Annotated in this window: 18 protein-coding genes and 1 other annotated feature; of the genes, 5 read left to right on the top strand and 13 right to left on the bottom strand. The window is 45.1% G+C overall.

Annotated features, from left to right (window positions below):
- Positions 1-111: 111 nt before the first annotated feature.
- The 4 genes from NSQ38_RS22265 to NSQ38_RS22280 all read right to left on the bottom strand — a co-directional run bounded on the left by NSQ38_RS22265 (position 112) and on the right by NSQ38_RS22280 (position 5,534).
- Positions 112-2,493: a polyprenyl synthetase family protein gene (locus NSQ38_RS22265; RefSeq protein ID WP_339784088.1), complete on the bottom strand. Its 2,382-nt coding sequence runs from the start codon at positions 2,491-2,493 to the stop codon at positions 112-114.
- Between the two features lie 187 nt (positions 2,494-2,680).
- Positions 2,681-3,478 (bottom strand): sulfite exporter TauE/SafE family protein, encoded by a 798-nt coding sequence (locus NSQ38_RS22270; protein ID WP_339784089.1) that lies wholly within the window; start codon positions 3,476-3,478, stop codon positions 2,681-2,683.
- A gap of 504 nt (positions 3,479-3,982) precedes the next feature.
- Entirely contained in the window at positions 3,983-4,738 is a 756-nt protein-coding gene (locus tag NSQ38_RS22275) for an SDR family NAD(P)-dependent oxidoreductase (RefSeq protein WP_036608394.1), read from the bottom strand.
- Between the two features lie 325 nt (positions 4,739-5,063).
- Positions 5,064-5,534 carry a DUF6376 family protein gene (locus tag NSQ38_RS22280; protein ID WP_162158960.1) on the bottom strand — a complete coding sequence of 157 codons (471 nt, stop codon included), beginning with the start codon at positions 5,532-5,534 and terminating at the stop codon, positions 5,064-5,066.
- A gap of 141 nt (positions 5,535-5,675) precedes the next feature.
- On the opposite strand from NSQ38_RS22280, the gene NSQ38_RS22285 reads away from it, so the two are divergent.
- Positions 5,676-6,644, top strand: a complete 969-nt coding sequence (locus NSQ38_RS22285; RefSeq protein ID WP_339790645.1) for a bile acid:sodium symporter family protein — start codon at positions 5,676-5,678, stop codon at positions 6,642-6,644.
- Between the two features lie 121 nt (positions 6,645-6,765).
- Here the strand turns inward: NSQ38_RS22285 and NSQ38_RS22290 are convergent, their stop codons facing one another.
- Entirely contained in the window at positions 6,766-7,617 is an 852-nt protein-coding gene (locus tag NSQ38_RS22290) for an aldo/keto reductase (RefSeq protein ID WP_339784090.1), read from the bottom strand.
- Positions 7,618-7,789: 172 nt separating this feature from the next.
- Here NSQ38_RS22290 and NSQ38_RS22295 point away from each other — a divergent pair, with 172 nt between their 5' ends.
- Positions 7,790-8,308, top strand: coding sequence for a MerR family transcriptional regulator (locus NSQ38_RS22295; RefSeq protein ID WP_339784091.1), 519 nt, complete (start codon positions 7,790-7,792; stop codon positions 8,306-8,308).
- Positions 8,309-8,566: 258 nt separating this feature from the next.
- On the opposite strand, the gene asd is transcribed toward NSQ38_RS22295, so the two are convergent.
- The 6 genes from asd to NSQ38_RS22325 form a co-directional block, all read right to left on the bottom strand.
- The gene (gene asd, locus NSQ38_RS22300) at positions 8,567-9,652 is read right to left on the bottom strand and encodes an aspartate-semialdehyde dehydrogenase (RefSeq protein ID WP_100528950.1); all 1,086 of its coding nucleotides are present in this window, start codon (positions 9,650-9,652) and stop codon (positions 8,567-8,569) included.
- A 170-nt stretch (positions 9,653-9,822) separates the two neighbouring features.
- Positions 9,823-10,099, bottom strand: a binding site (T-box leader).
- A 191-nt stretch (positions 10,100-10,290) separates the two neighbouring features.
- Complete coding sequence (locus NSQ38_RS22305) at positions 10,291-11,136, bottom strand: class I SAM-dependent methyltransferase (protein WP_339784092.1); 846 nt, start codon at positions 11,134-11,136, stop codon at positions 10,291-10,293.
- A gap of 148 nt (positions 11,137-11,284) precedes the next feature.
- Positions 11,285-12,157: a UTP--glucose-1-phosphate uridylyltransferase GalU gene (gene galU / locus NSQ38_RS22310; protein WP_036608409.1), complete on the bottom strand. Its 873-nt coding sequence runs from the start codon at positions 12,155-12,157 to the stop codon at positions 11,285-11,287.
- Positions 12,158-12,214: 57 nt separating this feature from the next.
- Positions 12,215-12,607, bottom strand: coding sequence for a GtrA family protein (locus NSQ38_RS22315; protein WP_339784093.1), 393 nt, complete (start codon positions 12,605-12,607; stop codon positions 12,215-12,217).
- Entirely contained in the window at positions 12,600-13,586 is a 987-nt protein-coding gene (locus tag NSQ38_RS22320; RefSeq protein WP_036608414.1) for a glycosyltransferase family 2 protein, read from the bottom strand. Before NSQ38_RS22320 ends, NSQ38_RS22315 begins: the two co-directional genes overlap by 8 nt.
- A gap of 240 nt (positions 13,587-13,826) precedes the next feature.
- The gene (locus NSQ38_RS22325) at positions 13,827-16,004 is read right to left on the bottom strand and encodes a glycosyltransferase family 39 protein (RefSeq protein ID WP_339790648.1); all 2,178 of its coding nucleotides are present in this window, start codon (positions 16,002-16,004) and stop codon (positions 13,827-13,829) included.
- 225 nt (positions 16,005-16,229) lie between these two features.
- On the opposite strand from NSQ38_RS22325, the gene NSQ38_RS22330 reads away from it, so the two are divergent.
- Both NSQ38_RS22330 and NSQ38_RS22335 read left to right on the top strand, forming a co-directional pair.
- Positions 16,230-16,913, top strand: a complete 684-nt coding sequence (locus NSQ38_RS22330) for a response regulator transcription factor (RefSeq protein WP_036670730.1) — start codon at positions 16,230-16,232, stop codon at positions 16,911-16,913.
- Positions 16,913-18,430, top strand: a complete 1,518-nt coding sequence (locus tag NSQ38_RS22335) for an ATP-binding protein (RefSeq protein ID WP_339784094.1) — start codon at positions 16,913-16,915, stop codon at positions 18,428-18,430. Before NSQ38_RS22330 ends, NSQ38_RS22335 begins: the two co-directional genes overlap by 1 nt.
- A 295-nt stretch (positions 18,431-18,725) precedes the next feature.
- On the opposite strand, the gene NSQ38_RS22340 is transcribed toward NSQ38_RS22335, so the two are convergent.
- The gene (locus tag NSQ38_RS22340) at positions 18,726-19,196 is read right to left on the bottom strand and encodes a GNAT family N-acetyltransferase (protein WP_339784095.1); all 471 of its coding nucleotides are present in this window, start codon (positions 19,194-19,196) and stop codon (positions 18,726-18,728) included.
- A gap of 261 nt (positions 19,197-19,457) precedes the next feature.
- Positions 19,458-20,168: an SDR family NAD(P)-dependent oxidoreductase gene (locus NSQ38_RS22345; RefSeq protein WP_339784096.1), complete on the bottom strand. Its 711-nt coding sequence runs from the start codon at positions 20,166-20,168 to the stop codon at positions 19,458-19,460.
- Between the two features lie 102 nt (positions 20,169-20,270).
- Between NSQ38_RS22345 and NSQ38_RS22350 the strand changes: the two genes are divergently transcribed.
- A complete protein-coding gene (locus tag NSQ38_RS22350; protein WP_091031062.1) occupies positions 20,271-20,630 on the top strand; it encodes a MerR family transcriptional regulator in 360 nt (119 codons plus the stop codon).
- The last annotated feature ends 173 nt before the right edge of the window (positions 20,631-20,803 follow it).

Raw genomic sequence — 20,803 nt, forward strand, 5'->3', positions numbered from 1 at the left:
TTGTGTCTATAAAGTCAAAAAAGGCCTGGGATCCACTACTCTGGAGTCCCGACCTTTGTCGTTATATATCATTATAAGTCACATGCAGTAAGGAATGGTGAGAAAAATAGTTTAGCGCTCACGACCAACAAGATAATCCAATAGATGTCTCAAAAATGGAATAGGTTTCGGCATCTCGTTCAATGCATCTGTAGCAAGACAATAATGCTCCCACATCGCTTTCTTCGCGCCTTCATCACCAAGAATGGACACAAAGGTTGAATTATTGTTCCGCTCATCCTGACCTGCAGGTTTCCCAAGAATGAGATGATTTCCCTCGAAATCCAGCAAGTCGTCCTTGATCTGGAAGGCGATCCCCGCATGATAAGCGAACTTTTTCAGCATAGCCATCTCCGATTCCTTCACTTGGGCAAGTATGGCTGGCATGACCAGTGCAGCTTCGAAGGCAATGCCTGTTTTGTAAAAACAGATCATATTCAACTGTTCAAGTGTTAATTCCTTGCCTTTGGAGTTCAGATCCATTGCCTGCCCCATACACATATCCTCTGCTTTTTCAGCCGAATATTGAATGAGCGTGAGCACAGTTGCCGCATCAAAGCGATTCAACGAGGATTGCTCTCCTATCGCCTTCTGAATGAGAAACAGACCAGTAAGCTCTGCTGTGGCGCTATTGTGTACCTGATGCAGCGTGGAACGTCCACGCCTTGTCGAAGCATTATCCTGCGTAGGCAGATCATCAAAGATCAGGGAAGCGGTATGCATGTACTCCAGTGATCTTAGCAGCGGAACGATAGAAGTTTCAGGTAGACCATACTCGCGCACACCCATAACCCAAGTTAATATGGGGCGTAACCTCTTTCCATCTCCCTGCAAACTGTAATTGGCTGCATCGATCAATGTTTCTTTCATCTCATGTAGTCCATTTGGTTTCGCAATCTGCAACTCCACATTAATCTGTTCGCGAACCGTTCGAATGGTCTGCTTGAACTCCTCTTTCTCCTGCTTGTCATTTTTCAATTGAAGCACAACCTGATCCCGTAACAATTTATCGAGGAAATCAACGTCATCTGCTTTTCGCACCATCTGTTGAACCAGTTGGTTGAATTCGGGCTGCCCAGAGGCAAAGATTGTCATCACTTCATCATATTTCTGCTGCCCCAACCGTTCTTTACAACGCTTTAGACCGTTTATAGCACGATCCAGTATGACCTCACGGGTTTTGGCGTCGGAGTTGTATACATCATGGATTAGGTAAGAGATGACTGCCCAGTACAATTCATATGGATTAATCAGATCAGGGCGCAGATCTCGGTACTTCAAATAGTACGTATACGGAGTTACTGCCCCTTCTTCCATATCGTCAAACATATCGGCAAAATCATCGGCCAGCTGATTATAGATCCCGTAATAAAACGTCCGCAGATCGAATCCTTCATCCACTGGCGCACTGAGTACAGACCGGACGATTAATCGGGAAGAGGAAGATTTAATAATAATCGGAATGTACAGTTCTTCATTGGTATAATTCGCATTGGCTAATTTCTTGCTGCGATCAATCTCCTGCGACTGAAAAAAGACATAGGATTGCTCTAAGAACGTCCGCTGTTTCTCTGGATGCTGGTAGTTCTTGATGTACTCAAATGCTTCCCGAAGTTCGGAATGTACATATTCAATCACTTCAAGATTGCAGCCTTTCCACTCCCCCAGATCAGGTACAACCCCTGTAAGAAGTGCATCGCGTATCATCAGGGAATATTGTTCTTTTTCCTGAACAGTCAAAGCTTGAGAATCCAGCAGGTCATCCACAAATGGATACGTCAAACCATACGAATAACCAAGTCTGATCGCCGCATCAAACCTCCGCGCACGCTCTTCAGGTGGTGTCTGCTCGTTCATCTCATCGTCCACATGAAGGACCACGCCGAGAATGATCTTGATGAGCTTCCGCTGCGCCTGCTCTGCATCCAGCTCCTTCGGGATGTTGGATGATACGTTTTTTAATTTGTTCATTACCCAGATGACAGCCGTTTCAATGTGCTCTTTCTGTCCCCACCGGTACAACGCAGCCAGACTGATATAATCAGGCTGTCCTTTGCGCCCAGCGGCAGAGCCCATAAAGTATTTTTTGGTATTCTGAACAACGTGCTGAATCCGGGCCTGCGTATCTGGAGAATTGAGGGCTTGCCCCAGATCTCGCATATAAATATAGGAGATACTCCGATCCAGGTAATCATCCAGCTTACCAGTAGTATTCATCCAGTGGATATATCTATGAACATCCCGGGGATCCGGTTTTCTTTTGCTAGGTGATAAAAGAGAAAGCCAGGCAAAACGATGAATATGTTTCTTTTGCCATACATGAATATCTTGGGTAAGTGCTGTTGTATACGTATTTTCCATAAGTTGCTGCCTAAGAGAAGTAAAATACTGAGATGCTTTCTGCTCAGCTAGCCGATATCCTGCATCAGCCTGTTCTGTAAGTACGTTATTCATAGGGTGGATACCTCAACTTCTATTAATGTTAAACATGTATCCATGAAAGGAGATGAGGTGCTCCATGGACGAAAACTGAACTCATTTGATCGTGTATCCAACGCTTCAGCTCATGTTCATAACCTATATACGGCGATTCAACCGTTTGGTTACGAAATCGTCATTGTTCATTCCCATATACGTGATTTTACAGAATGGATGACCAGACTTTAACCGCTGTGATGGCGATAAGTACGATTAATGCATATCGAAGTACCCTCACATTGATCATCGAACTAACCCGTGAACCAAGGGATGCGCCTAGCAGACTTCCGATCACCGTGTATATAATGGGTTCTAGCGGAATGTCTCCACCCGTAATTTTCCCTATAACGCCGCCAATGGCGGAGATAAATACAATCGCCAGTGAAGAAGCAATCGTTGTTCGTACGGGGATGTTGAGAATTGTCAGCATGATGGGAATAAGGATAAAGGCACCACCCGCACCAACAATTCCTGATACAATGCCTACTGCAAAAGCAGTGCCTGCTGCAATCCATCGGTTAAACACCAAAGGAGCTGAGGTATCAAGCTTTCCCTTTCCGGGAATCAGCATGAGAACAATTGCTATGATCGCCAGAATGCCATAGATCAGATTAATAACTCTTCCGTCCAGATGACCTGATATGAACCCACCGATCAGACTGCCAGCAAGAATGCTGGAGCCCATGTACAGCACCAATCCGCGGTGAACGATCGCCCCACCACTTCTACCCGTTTTTACTTTTCTGCGGAATGCAATCACACCGGCAAGTGAAGCGAAAAACACTTGAAACATACTAATCGAAGATACCTGATGTGCTGAGAATGGCTCCAGTCCCATCCAGGATGGAACATATAACAGTAGCGGATAATTGATAATGGCCCCACCAATACCCAACAAACCGGAGAAGAATGAACCGACCAGACCCAGTATAAACATGATGATAAAAAGCAGAAGATCCATCGGTTATGCGCTTCCTTTCGTGCAATATAAATCTCATCTCGATACCACTCAAAAGTGCTATACAAGGTGAATATAATCCGTTATAATGAAAACCAAGTAAATTAATCCGAAATGAGTGATTAAGCATGTTTAACGTGTTGAAGACTCTTTTTGAAAATAAATGTCCACAGTGCAACGAAAAATTACAAGTTCATAACGATGCGTTGTGCTCGACCAAAACTTGTTCTCAATGTCATTACAAAGAAGAGAGTTATGGCTCTCTCGGCGTTCGAATTGTCTATGACACCACAAAATGATAAAAAGCTATAACCTTGTTAATTGTATCACGATCTCTGAAATTTCGGGATGATTCGACAAACTTATTTCCGTCTTATATGCCACAATTACTTTATAATGAAAATACAAAAACGGTGCAAAACGAATAAATCGTTCTGCACCGTTTTTTTCTGTTTTTCTTTTTTTTGAGATGAGTTCCCTTAGATTAAAAGGGTTACTTACTTTATTTTATTTGGTTTTGAAGCTAAGGAATCCATCATCTACAGCTACGGTTGTCCCGTTCACTGCACTTGCTGCATCACTGAACAGAAATGTAACCACACTGGCTACTTTTTCGGGTTGAATGAGCTCTCCACGCATATGTTGAGTAGCAAGTGCATCTTTCATGGCTTGGTCATCACCCAGAATCGGTGTTTCGATAAAGCCAGGTGCCACACCAATTACACGAATTCCATGTTCTGCAAGTTCCAATGCACCGGATTTGGACATCATAACAACAGCAGCCTTGGCTGCATTGTAGTTGAAGCTGCCTACTGCGGCAACACTTCCATAGATCGAAGCTGTATTTACAATGGTACCTTGTACATTCAATTCAACCATTTTTTTCGCGCCATAATACATGCCATAATATACACTGTGCTGGTCTACATCAATGACTCTGTGATAGGATTCCGGGTCCATCTCCAGAAATGGCTTCACAAGTCCAATACCTGCGTTATTGAAAATACCGCTTAACGTACCATATTGCTCTACGGTCCAGTCGATCAGGGCTTTGATCTCGTCCCCTTTGGATACATCCACTTTGTACGCGCCCGCTGTTCCGCCTGCTGCTTCAATCTCTGCCGCAAGCTTCTTGGCTCCGTCTTCATTATAGTCAGCGACAACAATAGTCGCACCTTGATCCGAAAGTTGAAGTGCTGTCTCTTTACCAATACCACTTGCTCCACCTGTAATAATGATCACTTTTCCATTGTGCTCCGTCATGACTCAGCTCTCCTTTGGCAAAATATATTTAGGTACATTTCATAACTTATAGTAAGTAACTATATTTTATTAACTTATATACTTATCATACGCCTCTGTCCCAACCTTGTCAAACCATAGATCATCTTCACATAAATATGAGATAAATGTCATATACATCTCCTATTTACATGATATAGTCTAGCTCCTGTGATATTAAATATGCATGAGTTTTCGGAAAATAAAAAAGCGAGCATAGCGGTAATTCAATCATTCCGATATCTCGCCCTTATAAAATATGAGAATTTCAAACTGTGTTGTCTTAAGGTGCTAAGATCAATTCAACTTATTCACCCTGAAGTCCGCTTAGCGGATCTTTCAAATTATTGATGTTCGTGATCAGTTCAGGAATACCTGTCTTCTCCCAATTTTCTGCCGTAAAACCTTGCTCTGCAATTGTATTCTCGAAATTGCCCACGACTTCCGTTAATTGAGTATTGTAACTAACCAGATTCTCATGAATGCTCTCTCCTATTGCAGGAGCAGTCAACTGAGAAAATTCACTTGCTTCTGCTTGGATCAGATCGATTTTCTCCTGAATCTGCGTTGTAATCTCCGGATTATTCACCGCACTCGATGCGAGCTCTTGCAGATCAGCCCCGGCGTTTGATACCTGTTCTATATAATCAGTAGCCCCACTCACATAATTTAGACTTTGATTGGCTTGTTCCACGACAGAACAGGCTGAAATCAGCAGAATACTTGATGCAATAAGGCCTGTCATCATTAACGTGTGCTTTCTTTTTCTTATGAACATGATCATCTCCCCTTCTCCTAATCGGAATCCTTGTTCCAAGTCCATGATACCTGTTAAGACTGCTTCTTTGCAAATGGGTCTGCAGCCAACGTTATTAACATGTATAATAGTAAAATCACACGGTAAAGGGATGTCATGATTATGCTTCAAGCCTTGAACCAACGCTTGAACCGCATCATGCCACTGATTACCCCAATCAGCATTATTGTTGGCGTGTTATGCGGGAGTTTTCTTTCTTCTTATACCTTTTTATCCCCTTGGCTTTTTGCGTTCATGACGTTCGCTGGAAGTATCAGTCTTGGGATACGGGATTTTGTGAACGTGCTGAAGAAGCCGTTCCCCCTGTTTGTATGTCTGTTTATTTTGCATTTGGCGATGCCTCTAATTGCTCTCGGTATGGGTCATCTGGTTTTCCCTACAGATGCGTATACCATAACAGGCCTGGTTCTGGCAGCAGTTATCCCTACAGGAATAAGCAGCTTCATCTGGGTCAGTATCTATCGGGGCAATATCGCACTTACGCTATCCATCATCCTGATTGATACCATGCTTGCTCCTTTTGTAGTGCCCGGGGTGTTATCCCTGTTAATCGGCACCAGTGTCACATTGGATACGGCAGCCATGATGAGCAGTCTGTTCTGGATGATTGTTGTGCCATCGCTGGTGGGTATGCTTCTGAATGAGTGGACCAAAGGGGCCATTGTCCCGGTATGGGGACCAAGGTTGAATCCGTTATCCAAATTGTTTATGGCATCAGTTGTTGCTATTAACGGATCTGTCGTTGCGCCCTACTTGGCCGATTTCAACTGGAAGCTCGCTGGACTTGCGGTCATCATTATTTTTCTGGCATCATTCGGTTATGCGCTAAGTTACTTCATCGCCCGATTGCTGGGCTGGAACGAGGCCGATCAGGTCGCTCTCGTATTCAATGGAGGCATGCGCAATATCAGCGCAGGCGCAGTACTCGCTGTTTCGTATTTTCCGCCACCTGTTGCTGTCCCGGTTGTGCTTGGCATGGTATTTCAACAGATGCTCGCTTCCCTGACAGGTTATCTGCTCGGTCGTCGCTCTCAGCTTCTGCATAAGTCAGATAAGACATCTGCAGCATAACAAAAATATTGGAATGTTTAAAAACGCCGACATATTAGTCGGCGTTTTGTATTGAGTTGCTATTGTTACTATTATTGCCAAGATACTGCTACGTTTCGTAAACCTAGCAATCAGTTCCTGGCTACAAATCCACTTTCATATTGCCCAGCATCTTGGCAACTTCAGGATTATCAATCTTCATGAATAGACTTTCCTTGGTATCCAGTGTGGAAATGGTTGCAATCTCTTCCGGGCTTAGTACAAAGTCGAAAATATCGAAGTTCTCGATAAGCCGCTCTTTGCGTACTGATTTTGGAATAACAATAACATCCCGCTGCACAAGCCAGCGCAGTACAACCTGGGCGACGGATTTGTTATGTTTCTCGGCAATGGAAACCAAGACTTCGTTGCTGAACAAATTGTTGCGACCTTCGGCGAACGGGGACCATGACTGGTGCTGTATCCCCTGTTCTTTCATGAAAACACCGCTGTCGACCTGCTGTTGAAACGGATGAGTTTCGATCTGATTGATGACAGGCACAACTTCGTTGTGGACGATGAGGTCCATCAGGCGGTCAGGTAGGAAGTTACTGACACCGATAGCCCTGATCTTGCCCTCACGGTATAGTTCTTCCATCGCACGCCATGCGCCGTAGTAATCACCAAACGGCATGTGAATGAGGTACATATCCAGATAATCGAGCTGCAGCTTACTTAACGATTTGGCAAACGCCCGCTTGGCACTTTCGTATCCTGCATCCTGAATCCAAAGCTTGGTCGTGATGAAAAGTTCTTCCCGCGCTATGCCACTGCGTTTAATTGCACGTCCAACCGCTTCTTCGTTTAGGTAACCGGCAGCGGTATCAATTAGGCGGTAACCGGCCTTCAGCGCCTCATATACCATGTTCTCACATTCATCAGCATCGGGAACCTGGTAGACACCAAAGCCAATAATCGGCATTTTCACTCCATTGTTCAAGGTTACAGTTTGCATATTCAATTCCTCCTATGGTTCAATTGTGAATCGCAAGTGGTCACGTATTCCTGAAATTCAGCAACGAAGCGAGGATTCCACTTCCGGCCGACTTGCGTTACAATAACCCTAGCTCCTTCGTCTTACACGAAGTCAAGCGGTCTCCAATATTTTTTTAGAAGGAGGAGTACATATGTATACTGTCCAGGATGCTGCCCAGCTTACGGGACTCACAGAGCACGCTGTTCGCTTTTACACGGATAAAGGCTTGGTTCCGAGCATTCAACGTAATAAAAATAATATTCGGGTGTTTGATGAAGAATCCATCAATTGGCTACATGGCGTCAAATGCCTCAAGCAGACAGGTTTACCGATTGAAAATATTAAAACATACGTCGATCTCTGCCTCGAAGGTGATTCAACCGTTTCGCAGCGATTCGCACTTATGATGGAGTATAAGGAAGCGGCGCTGATTCAGCTTGAAGAGGCCAAGAGCCGCGTAGCCCATTTGGAAGAGAAAGCACGTCAATATCAGGCCATTTTGGAGCAGCGCATCCCGGATATGACCAACCCGGTCAATTGGGAAACCAAGCGTGACGAAGAAGGGAGTTGTCCTGCATCCCGTTTAAAAAGTCGCAGCCTTCCTGAAATCGAGGTTTCGGCTCAGTGCCCAGCAGCTGCTATGAAGCAGCAAACTAGCATAGTATCTTAAACTTCACATGATATAGCTCACGTATGTTCTAAACATATAGGCTATTTCTTACATTATGTATATCTAAATGAGCCTGAGTAAAAAACGCCGACAACATTGTCGGCGTTTTTCGCCACTACAACCCTCTGCTGGAATCTCTTTAATCTATTCCTGCCCATTTTCTGGTCCCTGTTCACAATACAAAAAAAACCATCAACAAGTGATGGTTTTTCATGAAATATCCTGTTCAGAAATCTACTGCTCATGATGCCTTTATGCTTATTTCGGCTGAATATATCCTTCAGCTTTGAGTAGTTCTGCGATCAGAACCGCACCACCTGCCGCTCCGCGGAGCGTGTTGTGGGACAATCCCACGAATTTGTAATCATAGAGTGAGTCTTCGCGCAGTCGGCCTGTGGAGACACCCATTCCGCGTTCGATGTCACGATCCAGTTTTGTCTGCGGTCTGTTCTCTTCTTCAAAATACGTAATGAACTGTTTTGGTGCACTTGGCAGAGCCAGTTCCTGCGGACGACCTTTGAACTGCAACCAACGCTCCAGAATTTCGTCTTTGCTTGGTTTTTTCTCGAAGTTTACAAACACGGTAGCCAGATGTCCATCCGTTACCGGTACACGAATACATTGTGTTGTAATTAATGGAGCAGAAGCTTTGACGATCTGATTGTTCTCGATACTACCCCAGATCCGGAGTGGTTCCTGCTCACTCTTCTCTTCTTCGCCACCAATGTATGGAATGACATTATCGAGCATATCTGGCCAGTCCGTAAAGTTTTTACCTGCTCCCGAGATTGCTTGATACGTGGAAGCCACCACCTGAGTCGGGTTGAATTCACGCAAGGCGTGCAGTGCAGGCACATAGCTCTGAATCGAGCAGTTTGGTTTTACAGCAATGAATCCGGTTTTTGTACCCAGACGTTTGCGTTGAGCTTCAATAACATCCAGATGTCCCGGGTTAATCTCAGGGATTACCATGGGTACATCTGCTGTCCAGCGGTGAGCGGAGTTGTTGGACACGACAGGTGTGCCTGTTCTGGCATAAGCCTCTTCGAGCGCTTGAATCTCATTCTTTTTCATATCAACCGCGCAGAAAATAAAATCAACCTGGCTGGCAAAAGCCTCAACCTGGGAAGCATCCTGAACAACGATTTTCTTCACAGCTTCCGGAATAGGAACTGCGAGTTTCCATCTGCCTTGTACGGATTCTTCATATGTTTTACCTGCCGAATTGGCGCTTGCAGAAATAGCTGTTACTTCAAACCATGGATGTTGATCGAGCAGGTCCACAAAACGCTGACCCACCATTCCCGTTCCTCCGACGATACCAACTTTCAATTTTGCTGACATTCAATCATCATTTCCTTTCGGTTTAAGTGATTCTTCTCTTTGATCAATTTCATAACTCACTAAAAACGTATTATGAAATTTGACTTCCTAATTAACACTATTCAGGCAATTCCAAAGCGTGTAGTCACAGCCCTGAAAAAACCAAAAAATCCCATCCCCAAGACAATAGTCTCAGGGACGAGATTGAACTCTCGTGGTACCACCCAGATTCGCCAATATGTCACCATATCCGCCTCTTCAAGTAAAGGTTTACAACCATGTTGCTAGCTGTAGACCGTTCATACTCTAGCTCTGTAACAGGAGCTCCTGTCACACCATCCCTTAACGCTAAGTTCCGATGTGCTGCTCTGAGTCTTTATTCAATAAAAAGTTCTTTACTCCTTTTCAGCTGCCGGAGCTCTCTTTGAAAGAATGATTTTTATCTACTCGTCTCTTCGTCGCATTTGATATTGCGATTATAATATCAAAATTACTGTGATGAAGTAAACACATTTTTTTAGACCATGGAATTTATATGTTTCCAGCTGAGCTGAACCATTCAATTATCACAAGAAAAATTTCAGCTAAATGCGGTCTGTCTTCTGTGAAAAGTACGTGATAGACGTTTTTATTATAATATACTGCAAATAGCTATTTCCTTACTGTTTTTTGGCAACCATCGCATACGTTCCTAGTGGACTCCCAGGCCCCGAGACATGATGTGTCTTAAGTAATTTCAGTTCGGAAAGAAGAAGTGTTTTCACTTTGTCCGGGATCGGAAGCATTTGCAGTTCCACAGGCGCTTCTGCCAGTGTCATTTCGGTTTCCCAGCGACCGTCCTGCAACTCAGGAGAGTGGATTGAAGTCTCGTTCTTAATCGTCCAGCCTGCCGCAGACACAAGCTCTTGGATATCCTCCGGTGTAAAAAGCGTGCGCACATTGGAGAAGCTGTTCTCCTTGTAACATTCAACCTGAGACTGAATCAGAACGGATAACCAATGTGAGAGCTGGCTCACATCTGTAACTCGTGCATCCCATTCTGCGAAACATAACTGATGTCCCCACGTCCTAACCTTGGTAAGAATCTGGGCGAGTTCGTCAAACGATTTCAGGTACCAAGAACAATGGGATAGCACAATCACATCAAACTCATTCTCGGAGAATTGGGCTTGATCACTTAAAATGTCGTAATCATAATCCATTCGAATTCGATCACCCAGCGGAGATCTCCGCAGCTTGGCTGCCGCTTCGCCTACGGTCAGCGGTGCACCATAATCCTCTGGTGCAATATCTACACCATGAACGTACCCGTGCTCCCCCACCAGATGTGCAAGTACGGCCGTTGTATCTCCCTGACCACACCCGATTTCCAGAACGCGGCTGCCTTCCTGTATCCCCCAAAAGAGGCCCAGTTTCATCCGATGCTCAGTCTGAATATACTGAATGGCGGCGTTGTCCTCTACGTCCATATACTTAATAAGGTCTCTGATGATAGATTCATTCATGATTCCTCACCCCTCAAAGAGCAACTTAAACTTCTTGCTCATTGTAGCGTTACAGGAAGCAATGTACAATGCTGGAGTCTAGACAGAACCATGGCACGGAGGAGGCACCGTCCTACAGCAGATATAAACCTCTGCTACATATCAATTTCTAGGCCCACTGGGTTGCAAGCTTCTGAAGATAGGGGGTCAGCATGGGCTGTAATTCCTTGCGCATTAGTCCGATCTCCAAGATCGCCTGAATATATCCGAATTGATCACCAATATCGTAGCGGCGCCCCTGCAGTTCAAGGGCCAACAGTTCCTCCACCTGACTCACTTCTTTCAAGGCATCCGTTAACTGATATTCCCCTCCAGCCCCTCTCTCGATCTGATCCAGAATAGGAAAGATGGAAGGTTTCAGAATGTATCGTCCCATTACGGCTGTCCGGGATGGTGCTTCTGCAAGGGATGGTTTTTCGACCAGATTGGTGACTCGGTGAACCCGGTCCTCTGCACCATTCGAATCAATGATGCCATATTTGCTCACATTTGCCGCGTCTACTTGACGGACACCTATGATCTGATTGCCTGTCTTTTCATAAAGATGGACCATCTGTGCAAGTGCAGGCGGTTCAGACACCATAATATCATCTCCGAGCAGTACAGCGAAGGCATCATCGCCTACAAATTGCCGTGCACACCCAATGGCATGCCCCAGTCCCAGCGGTTCTTTTTGACGAATAAAATGAATATTTGCCATCTCGCTGATCGCCTGCACCTCTTCCAGTAAAGACTGTTTGCCCTTGGCATACAAAGAATGTTCAAGTTCAACCGATTTATCAAAATGGTCTTCTATGGATTTTTTGTTGCGTCCGGTCACAATGAGGATATTCTCAATGCCTGATTGTACTGCTTCTTCAACAATGTATTGGATGGCCGGTTTGTCTACAATCGGTAACATCTCTTTGGGCTGTGCTTTGGTTGCTGGCAGGAAACGGGTTCCGAGACCTGCTGCCGGAATAACTGCTTTTTTAATTCGCATTTCATCATACACTCCTTTCATTTGCTTCTTATAACCAATAATGCACGCTGTGGGCAGTTAAGTAGCGATACGAAACACCCAATATCTGCTGGCCATATAGTTCAGAACCATCCCCATTAAGGTCGCCACGATCTTGCTCATCACGAGACTCCAACCCAGCATATCGTGCAAAGTCATCAGAATGAGGGCAGATAACGCGAGAACGATGAGATTGGTGATTAGAAAACGAATAAGTTTCGTTCTATCGCCGCTCTCTCGTGCCGCATCCCGAAAAGTCCACCTGCCGTTCAACCAATAACTGTTCGCAACGCCGCAGCTGTACGAGATTACTTGAGCCATCAGAATCGGTACACCGATCACTGCAAGCAAAGCAAATATCACCGCATCCACTGCCGTATTTGCAACACCCACAATACCGAACTTGAAGAGTGTAACTAGACGCTTAGTCATGATGAGCAACTCGGGCTGTCAATCGGGATTGCGCTTGCTGGCCCTCGGCCTGAACCACATCTCTCACAATGTATAACGGACGTGCCTTGGTCTCATCATAGATTCGGCCAACGTACTCGCCCAGAATGCCCAGCATGATCAGTATGAATCCGTTAAACATCAGCATGATGCTCACAATGGAGGGCCATCCCTTAATCGTTGAATCCGTAAAGATGGCCGAACCAATAACGGTTAACATGTAGATGAATCCGCCTACCGACAGGATCGCACCTACATAACCTGCAAGCTTGAGTGGTTTATGCGAAAATGAAGTAATGCCATCCAGGCTTAGCTTCAGCATGCGTTTCAGCGGATATTTTGTTTCGCCTGCGAGACGTTCATCACGTTCATATTCAATCGCAGTCTGACGAAATCCGACCCAACTGACCAAACCGCGCACAAACCGATTTTTCTCCGGAAGACGTTTCATCTCATCACATACTTTGCGGTCAATCAGGCGAAAATCTCCGGTGTCTACCGGGATATCCGTATCCGTTGAGGCACGAAGCACACGATAGAACAGACTTGCCGACCATTTTTTGAAGCGAGTTTCCCCGCTTCTTCTGGTGCGACGGGCATATACGACTTCGTAACCCTCTTTCCATTTGGCGATCATATCCAGTATCAGTTCGGGAGGGTCCTGCAGATCCGCATCAATAATAACCACCGCATCCCCCACTGCATAATCCATACCCGCTGTTATCGCAATCTGATGTCCGAAGTTACGGGCAAAATCGATCAGCTTCACACTCTCGTCCCAACGGGCGTAATCACGGATCATCTGTGCACTTCGATCCACGCTTCCATCATTGACAAACAACAGTTCATAGCTCTCTCCCGTGCTGCCCATGACCTTCTTCAGACGCCGATATGTCTCCTCGATCACCGCTTCCTCGTTGTACATGGGAATAATAATGCTGTATCGGTACGCGTGAGCCATGTTTGTCCCCTCCCTTTTCCAATGGACTTCGTTCGAGATTTTCATTCTATACAAATTGGACTAAAGATTATTTACACTGCATACTTCGATGACAGAACAACCTTCCAATCGCTGTTATCCCCAGATTTTTTTGATTCCTTTTATAAAGGGAAAATCCGGGGATAAAGGCGAACGCTTCGCTTTTTCAGGTTTTTTCTGTCCTCTCCGTTATCGTTTAAATGATAAGTTCAATTTATATAGCTATAATTTCACTTCGTACAAGGTGGTCTGTCCGCCAAATCCGAATCCAAATCCAAGTCCAAGTCCAAGTCCAGCTTCATTCTCCGTGTCACCGTTATCCATGGATCCGCTGTCCGTACCTGTCTTCCACTCTGACGTTGGAATCTCGGTTCCGTGCTCTTTGATCCAATCGCTAATATCCGAGTTCCCTCCGCGGCCACCCATGCCACCCACCATGAAGTATTTCACTTGCCCGCTCTTGACGAGTTGCTCAAGTTCCTCTGTTGTGTACACCGGGTCTGAGCCGGAGAAACCTCCAAGGGTAATGACCGCTGCTCTTTCATCGATGATATAAGGTGCTGCCTGATTATAGTCCGTAGTGGCAAAGAGATACGTTTCGCCTGTATTGTGCTCTTTCAGATAATTCAGTGTGGCTGTATCCACTTCTTCGTTACGGTTACCCATTCCGCCACGGCCACCCATTGTAGGCATTTCTGTGTCTCCTGCACCGTTACCCATCGGCATGCCCATTCCTGCCCCACCAAACATGCCATTGGAACCGGTAGGTCCTGCTGCCGGAATCATGCTGTTGCCACCGTAAGTAATTGGGGTGAATGCCCAGTAGATTGGACCGATCAGCATCACCATGAATCCCGCGATAATGAAGCCCTGTTTCCATTGATGTGTGCGATGAAGCATAACGATTAGGATGACCGTAACCAGAATGCCTGCGATCAATTCACTAATGGACCAGCCTGCACCAATCGTCTCGTTATACACCTGCATGATATACCAGCCAAACAGAGTCGTCAGCAGCACGGACACCGGAAGCAACCATGCCTGCCATCCAACGCGATCACGATATGACTTCCACATCGCTACAAATCCTGCACCAGTCAGCGCCGCTATTGGAGGTGCAAGCATAATCAGATAATATTGATGGAAGAAACCTGCCACACTGAAAAAAGCAGCAACAGGAAGCAGCCATGCCAGCCAGAACAAGGCCTCCTTGTGCTTGTTGGTTATATTTCTCCGTCTTAATCCTGCAAATATAGCAATGCATCCAAGCAGCACAACTGGCAGAAGCCAGCTAGCTTGACCTGACAGTTCAGTCTGGAACAGACGCAGAGGACCTTTTTCCCCTGTTCCAAACATTCCGCCCAAGCCTCCGCCGAAATTTCTTCCGTTCGGCATTTCCATATCATTCGGCATCTGCCCGTTCGGGAAATTGCCATTCGGCCCACTCATGCCGCCCATGGCGTTCAAGCCGTTCGAACCATTCATATTATCGTTATCCGGTGCATTGACATCTTGCCCAGCGCCAGGAACACCACTGCCCGTCTGATTAGGGCCTGAAGACAAGTCTCCTCGATTGCCACGATTATTTCCCTGTCCCATACCATTTGGCATACCTGCGTTACCTGCGGTATTCTGCTGACCCGTTAGGCGAGCCAGACCATTGTATCCAAAAGCGAGTTCCATGACCGAGTTAGTTTCACTGCTGCCGATATAAGGCCGCTCGTCTTCGGGTATAGAATCCACAGTGACCGCCCAGGATAAGGAAACGACCGCCAGAACCGCTGTGCTGCCGATCAGCAGGATGATCTTCCTTCTCCATTTCGCCTGAAATGCGAGCAGATAGAACAAGTAAAAAGCCGGGAGAATCATGTAGGCTTGAAGCATTTTCATATTAAAGGCTACGCCTATTAACCCAAAAGCAACCAGAATGCGCCAAGCACTGCCTTGTTTGCTGCCTTTGAACAAAAACCATGAACCCAGCAGTAGTGTAAACACCAGCATGCTGTCAATATTGTTGGTCCGGCTGACTGCCGCCACAACAGGCACAGTCGCCATCGCAAGTGCCGAGATTCGTGCTGCTGCAAGTCCATATGTAGGTTTCACCATGAAATAGATCAGGAGCACCGAACCGATTCCCGCTAATACCTGCGGCAAAATAACGCTCCATCCGTGCAATCCAAAGACATAGGCAAAGGCCGTCTGGATCCAGAAGACAACAGGTGGTTTATCTACAGTGACCGAGCCTGCTGAGTCTAGTGAAGCATAGAAAAAGTTATGGAAGTTGCTGAGCATACTCCCAACGGCAGTCGTATAATAGGAATTGGCATATTGATCGTTCCAGATACCGTACCCATTCAGAAATGCCGCCAGTAATACAATCGGCAGAAGGACAAGATCCATCCTTCTTTTGGTGTTATTCAATGTTAATCACTCCTTCAAAGTTCTTCATGTCTAGTATTGTGACATGCCAAAATAAAACTGGGATGAGTGCCCGCTGAATGTTGTCTGAGGATAATTCACAATCCTTTCAGCTAAATTTCAGTTTAGCAAGCGATAATACAACATACAGTCCCTCCGAAGCGAGGGAGAAGTCTAGATGGATCAAGCAGGGAGAGAACGTACATTATGAAGCTTAGCAGCGGAATTAAAATACTATTGGCAGATGATGAACCACATATTTTGCAATTTCTGGAACTTGGATTAAGCAATGAAGGCTTCGATGTGCGTACAGCACCGGATGGAGCGGCTGCGCTTGAGTTGGCGCTTGAATTCAAGCCACATATGGCTATTTTGGATGTCATGATGCCAGAGATGGATGGATTCGAAGTGGTCGAGCGGCTGCGTAAGACCGGTGCCGAGGTTGGCGTAATTATGCTGACAGCGAAGGATGAAGTCGAGAATCGGGTTAAGGGCCTTTGGTTAGGTGCTGACGATTACATGATCAAACCCTTTGCCTTTGACGAGCTGCTCGCCCGGATTCAGGCCAGACTGCGTAATCAATTTCCTTTATTAATAGGAGCCGTCACCCACGGTCCCTTCCGAATTGATGATCAGCGCAAAGAAATCACCTATCAGAATCAGGTCCTGGAGCTATCTCCTACCGAATACGAACTGTTAAAATTTATTGTGCTAAATCATGGGATTGTACTTAGCAAAGCGACTATTCTAAGCCGGGTGTGGGGGTATGATTTTGGCGGGGAAGAAAATATTGTGGAGGTTTACGTTCGTTCCTTGCGCGACAAACTCGGGGATAAGGAGCATAAACTCATTCGCACGCTTCGGGGTGTGGGATACAGGGTGGATCTCTGATGTACTCGCTGCGTAAGAAAAATAAACTTCGTTTAAGACGTCTGCACCAATGGATCTGGCCTCGTTCATTACGATCTCAATTGCTCTCACGTTCTCTGTTCGTGCTTGCTGGGCTGTTATTGTTAATCGGTATTCTGCAATTCTGGATCATGGAAAGCTTTCTCTACCGGAATCAGGCAAAAACCATGGAAGAACAGCTTATGTCCATGCCCCCGGTTTGGCTCGGAATCCAGTCACGTAGTGGCTCATCCAACAATCCTTTTGGTGGACAGGCAGGAAACGGGTCTGGTAATCGGGTGCTGTTTATTCCTGACCGTTCACTGGCCCTGTTTGATAACCAAGGTACGTTCGAGGATGTTTTTGGGGAAGACGGTCTGAAGGCCCCTCATCTATCAACCGTTGAATATCAGGACATTACAGATGAGTTAAAAGAACAAAAACACATTCCCTACCGGATCGTCACGGATAGCCAAGGGAATGAGCAATTGATTGTATTCGCTTCACCCGGTCCACGCAATCGCGGTTTACCGATGGTCCAGATGGGAACGGCCACGAAGCCACTTAGAGACTTGATTATTAAACAGCTTCTGATCTTCCTCATGTTATCGCTGTTGGCCATGGTCGCCGGTCTTATTCTATACACTAAGGTATTACGCCGGACGCTGGTTCCTCTATCTAACATGGTGAATAAAGTACATCAGATCGATGCAGGCAGCCTCGCAGAACGCCTTCCCGTCGTTCAGGGACAAGAGGAAGTGGATCAGCTCGCCGTTTCATTCAATGGTATGCTTGAAAGACTGGAGAACTCGTTTGAAGCTGAACGGGAATCGAAAGAGCGGATGCAGCGTTTCTTGTCCGATGCTTCACATGAGCTTCGTACCCCGCTTACCTCCATACACGGCTTCATTGAAGTTCTACAGCGGGGTGCAGCGACCAATCAAGATCAATTGTATAAAGCACTGGACAGTATGCACGGCGAATCCGTACGCATTAACAAGCTGGTTGAAGATTTACTGCTCCTGACCAAGCTGGATCAGGCTCCGAAACAGGAGCGGGAAGTCATTCAGCTCGACAGTCTGCTGCTCGAAATGCAACCACAACTTGCCATGATGGCTCAGCAAAGATCCGTTCATCTCGACCTGACGGCTGAGGTACATGTACTTGCTGACCCTTACAAGCTGAAGCAGGTTGTACTGAATCTGTTCCATAACGCGGTGCAGCACACCGATCCAGAGCATGGAGCCATCTCCATAACGTTGTATGCCACACACCATAAGGCTGAATTGTCAGTAAAGGATAATGGTACAGGCATTGAACCTGCACATCTGCCCCATATCTTTGAGCGATTTTACCGCACAAGCAGTTCTCGTTCGCGCAAACAAGGGGGTGCAGGTCTGGGTCTAGCCATTACCCGCTCGATTGTGGAGTCGTATGGTGGGAAAATTACTGTACGAAGTCAGGTAGGCTCGGGAACTGAATTTATGATTTTGATCCCGCTGTATAAGGCAGATGTCTAAATAGAGCGTCGGCTGCAAGTAGGTATAATTTGGCTATAAGCAGCTCTACGTAAGATCTACTTGATCATTACTCATGCTCTAGTCAAACTCTCCAAACGATGCTTTTCTTCTATTTTAATTTCGGCTTTCTCATTGCATGACGAATCCCCCACTCATTTCGGTTGAGGAATGAAAGGGGGATTCTTTTTGTATCTGATTGATAGAGTGTAGAGTATAGAGTAGTAACCCAGTTGGTTTCAGCCTTTCGCGCTTTCAGGCTAACGAATCTGAGGCGTCTTATTCAAGGATTTGATGCTTATAAATGCTTTTCATAAAATACCATTGTCATTTCGTCGTTAATTGCTTTTGTTACACCCGTTTTTTTGTAGCCTATCTTTTCATACAAATAACAGTTTCCTTTTTCTTGTAAGATGGTACCCAATTTCCATAACTTTGCATCCTCATATATCTGCTCAACCATTGTAAAGACCCTTTGAGCAATTCCTTTTCCTTGATGTTCTGGCAGTATAAAAATTGGGCTAATACTATAGATCTGATTATCTTTTTTCACGACTCTAATTCCACCAACAGCAACCTCAAGATGATGAATTATGAAATAATCTGTAAAAGATTGATTGATTTGAGTAATAATTCTTTCTACGGTTTCATGAGCGGGGCTTGTTTCAAAATCCTGATATTTTTCCAACAAAGGCATAAATGCTTTGATTTTCATTTCATGAACAGTCACTGCATCTTTTAAATCTGCTTTGTATAATGAAACCTCCATTAAATATATACCTCCGATTGATACGCTTGTTAGAAATACGATTTATAGTACATGCTCCGTTAACTTAGTACAAGAAAGATGTTCGTCTACGTTTGGTGTTTGTTTCATTTAGAGCATATAAACAAGATAAAACTAAATTATTTTTTTATTCGACGTTGTATTCTCATATTCCTTGATATCTAAGTAACGGAACCAAGCAAATACTTCATCTAACATTCCGCTATCATCCGGGGGACAAGATCATCCAGTATGAACGGTAGATTACCAAGGGTATACGCCATTCTCATCTAGGAATTCTCCGTTATGGCGTTTGCCATCCGTCGCATAGCCCACGATAATCGCAGCGCCGGCTTCTTTTGATTTACCGCCTTCGGCATTGCCATTAAGATCTGTTGATGTAAATCCGGGTGTTACTGCAAAGACTTGAGCCCTGCTGTTTTTAACTTCATAAGCCATCGAAAGTGTCATTGCACTGTTGGCCGTTTTGGATGAATTATAGTCGAAGGCGTTTAAAGTAAATTCCGCATTTTGCATATGGTCCAGAGAAGCCATGTCGGTTGATACATTAATGATTGTGCCTTCATTATCTTTGATTAACGGGAACAATCGCTGATTCAAACGGAAGGTGCCGAAAAAGTTCACTTCAAATGCGTTCCGCAGATCTTCCTCTTTTGTATCCGTGAAGGAATGAGAGAATGCACCAGGCATACCGGCGTTATTGATCAAAAGGTTTATTGCAGGATAAGTCTTCTGAATCGTATCGGCTGCCTGCTCAATGCTCTTCGAGTCGCACATGTCGATCTGTACAAATTCTACGTCTAATCCCCTGGAAGTTAACTCGGAAACAGCTGCTTCCCCCCGTTCGACACTACGTGCGCCAAGAATAACTTTCCAACCCGCTTCACCCAACTGCTTGACGATTTCATATCCAATTCCTTTATTTGCTCCGGTTACAAAAACAGTCTTTTTCATGCGAATCCTTCTTTCCATAATTTGATTTATATTTAACAATGTTTAAGTTACTATGCTACACTTAGTGTAGGTCAAATTATTTTTATAAAAGGGGGAATTATCATGTTAACGATTGGAGAAGTAGCGAAAAAAGTTGAGATCTCCATTGGAGCGATCCGCTTTTATGAAAGAAAAGGACTGCTGAAACCTGCTGCACGAAATGAGCAGAATAACCGTCTTTATTTGGAGGAGGATCTGAACTGGCTGGTTTTTATCAAATGTCTTCGTGAAACCGGGATGAGTGTGGAAGACATTAAAAAGTATTATGATCAGGTCAATGAAGGAACCTCCACGCTGAAGGAAAGAACCAAACTGATTGAGGATCAAAAGCAAAAGTTGCTGAATGATATCGAGGAGAAAAAAGCGCAGCTTGTTCATTTGGATAACAAACTGGAGCGCTATTATCGCGGAGAAAATTATTAACACAATCCTTGTCCAATAGGCCAATTTTTTGCGTTTTATGTAAGAGAACACGTACCCTAACAAGGTTTCCTCAGTAGCTTCTTAAAATAAATACAAAAAAATCAGGCAGCCAGCAATAACTGTCTAACCTGATCCGAAATTTTCATATTATAGCTATTTTCAATGAGGATAAA

Origin of the sequence: Paenibacillus sp. FSL R7-0313, from assembly GCF_037969885.1 — a bacterium.
Lineage (GTDB): Bacteria > Bacillota > Bacilli > Paenibacillales > Paenibacillaceae > Paenibacillus.

Excerpts from the sequence above, each read along its gene's own strand:
- NSQ38_RS22280 (WP_162158960.1), bottom strand. The coding sequence starts at position 5,534 with ATGTTCATAAGAAAAAGAAAGCACACGTTAATGATGACAGGCCTTATT.
- NSQ38_RS22330 (WP_036670730.1), top strand. The coding sequence starts at position 16,230 with ATGAAGCTTAGCAGCGGAATTAAAATACTATTGGCAGATGATGAACCA.
- NSQ38_RS22340 (WP_339784095.1), bottom strand. The coding sequence starts at position 19,196 with ATGGAGGTTTCATTATACAAAGCAGATTTAAAAGATGCAGTGACTGTT.
- NSQ38_RS22320 (WP_036608414.1), bottom strand. The coding sequence starts at position 13,586 with ATGGCTCACGCGTACCGATACAGCATTATTATTCCCATGTACAACGAG.
- NSQ38_RS22350 (WP_091031062.1), top strand. The coding sequence starts at position 20,271 with ATGTTAACGATTGGAGAAGTAGCGAAAAAAGTTGAGATCTCCATTGGA.
- NSQ38_RS22290 (WP_339784090.1), bottom strand. The coding sequence starts at position 7,617 with ATGCAAACTGTAACCTTGAACAATGGAGTGAAAATGCCGATTATTGGC.
- galU (WP_036608409.1), bottom strand. The coding sequence starts at position 12,157 with ATGCGAATTAAAAAAGCAGTTATTCCGGCAGCAGGTCTCGGAACCCGT.
- NSQ38_RS22335 (WP_339784094.1), top strand. The coding sequence starts at position 16,913 with ATGTACTCGCTGCGTAAGAAAAATAAACTTCGTTTAAGACGTCTGCAC.
- NSQ38_RS22285 (WP_339790645.1), top strand. The coding sequence starts at position 5,676 with ATGCTTCAAGCCTTGAACCAACGCTTGAACCGCATCATGCCACTGATT.
- NSQ38_RS22345 (WP_339784096.1), bottom strand. The coding sequence starts at position 20,168 with ATGAAAAAGACTGTTTTTGTAACCGGAGCAAATAAAGGAATTGGATAT.
- NSQ38_RS22270 (WP_339784089.1), bottom strand. The coding sequence starts at position 3,478 with ATGGATCTTCTGCTTTTTATCATCATGTTTATACTGGGTCTGGTCGGT.
- NSQ38_RS22305 (WP_339784092.1), bottom strand. The coding sequence starts at position 11,136 with ATGAATGAATCTATCATCAGAGACCTTATTAAGTATATGGACGTAGAG.
- NSQ38_RS22315 (WP_339784093.1), bottom strand. The coding sequence starts at position 12,607 with ATGACTAAGCGTCTAGTTACACTCTTCAAGTTCGGTATTGTGGGTGTT.
- NSQ38_RS22265 (WP_339784088.1), bottom strand. The coding sequence starts at position 2,493 with ATGAATAACGTACTTACAGAACAGGCTGATGCAGGATATCGGCTAGCT.
- NSQ38_RS22295 (WP_339784091.1), top strand. The coding sequence starts at position 7,790 with ATGTATACTGTCCAGGATGCTGCCCAGCTTACGGGACTCACAGAGCAC.
- NSQ38_RS22275 (WP_036608394.1), bottom strand. The coding sequence starts at position 4,738 with ATGACGGAGCACAATGGAAAAGTGATCATTATTACAGGTGGAGCAAGT.
- NSQ38_RS22325 (WP_339790648.1), bottom strand. The coding sequence starts at position 16,004 with ATGGATCTTGTCCTTCTGCCGATTGTATTACTGGCGGCATTTCTGAAT.
- asd (WP_100528950.1), bottom strand. The coding sequence starts at position 9,652 with ATGTCAGCAAAATTGAAAGTTGGTATCGTCGGAGGAACGGGAATGGTG.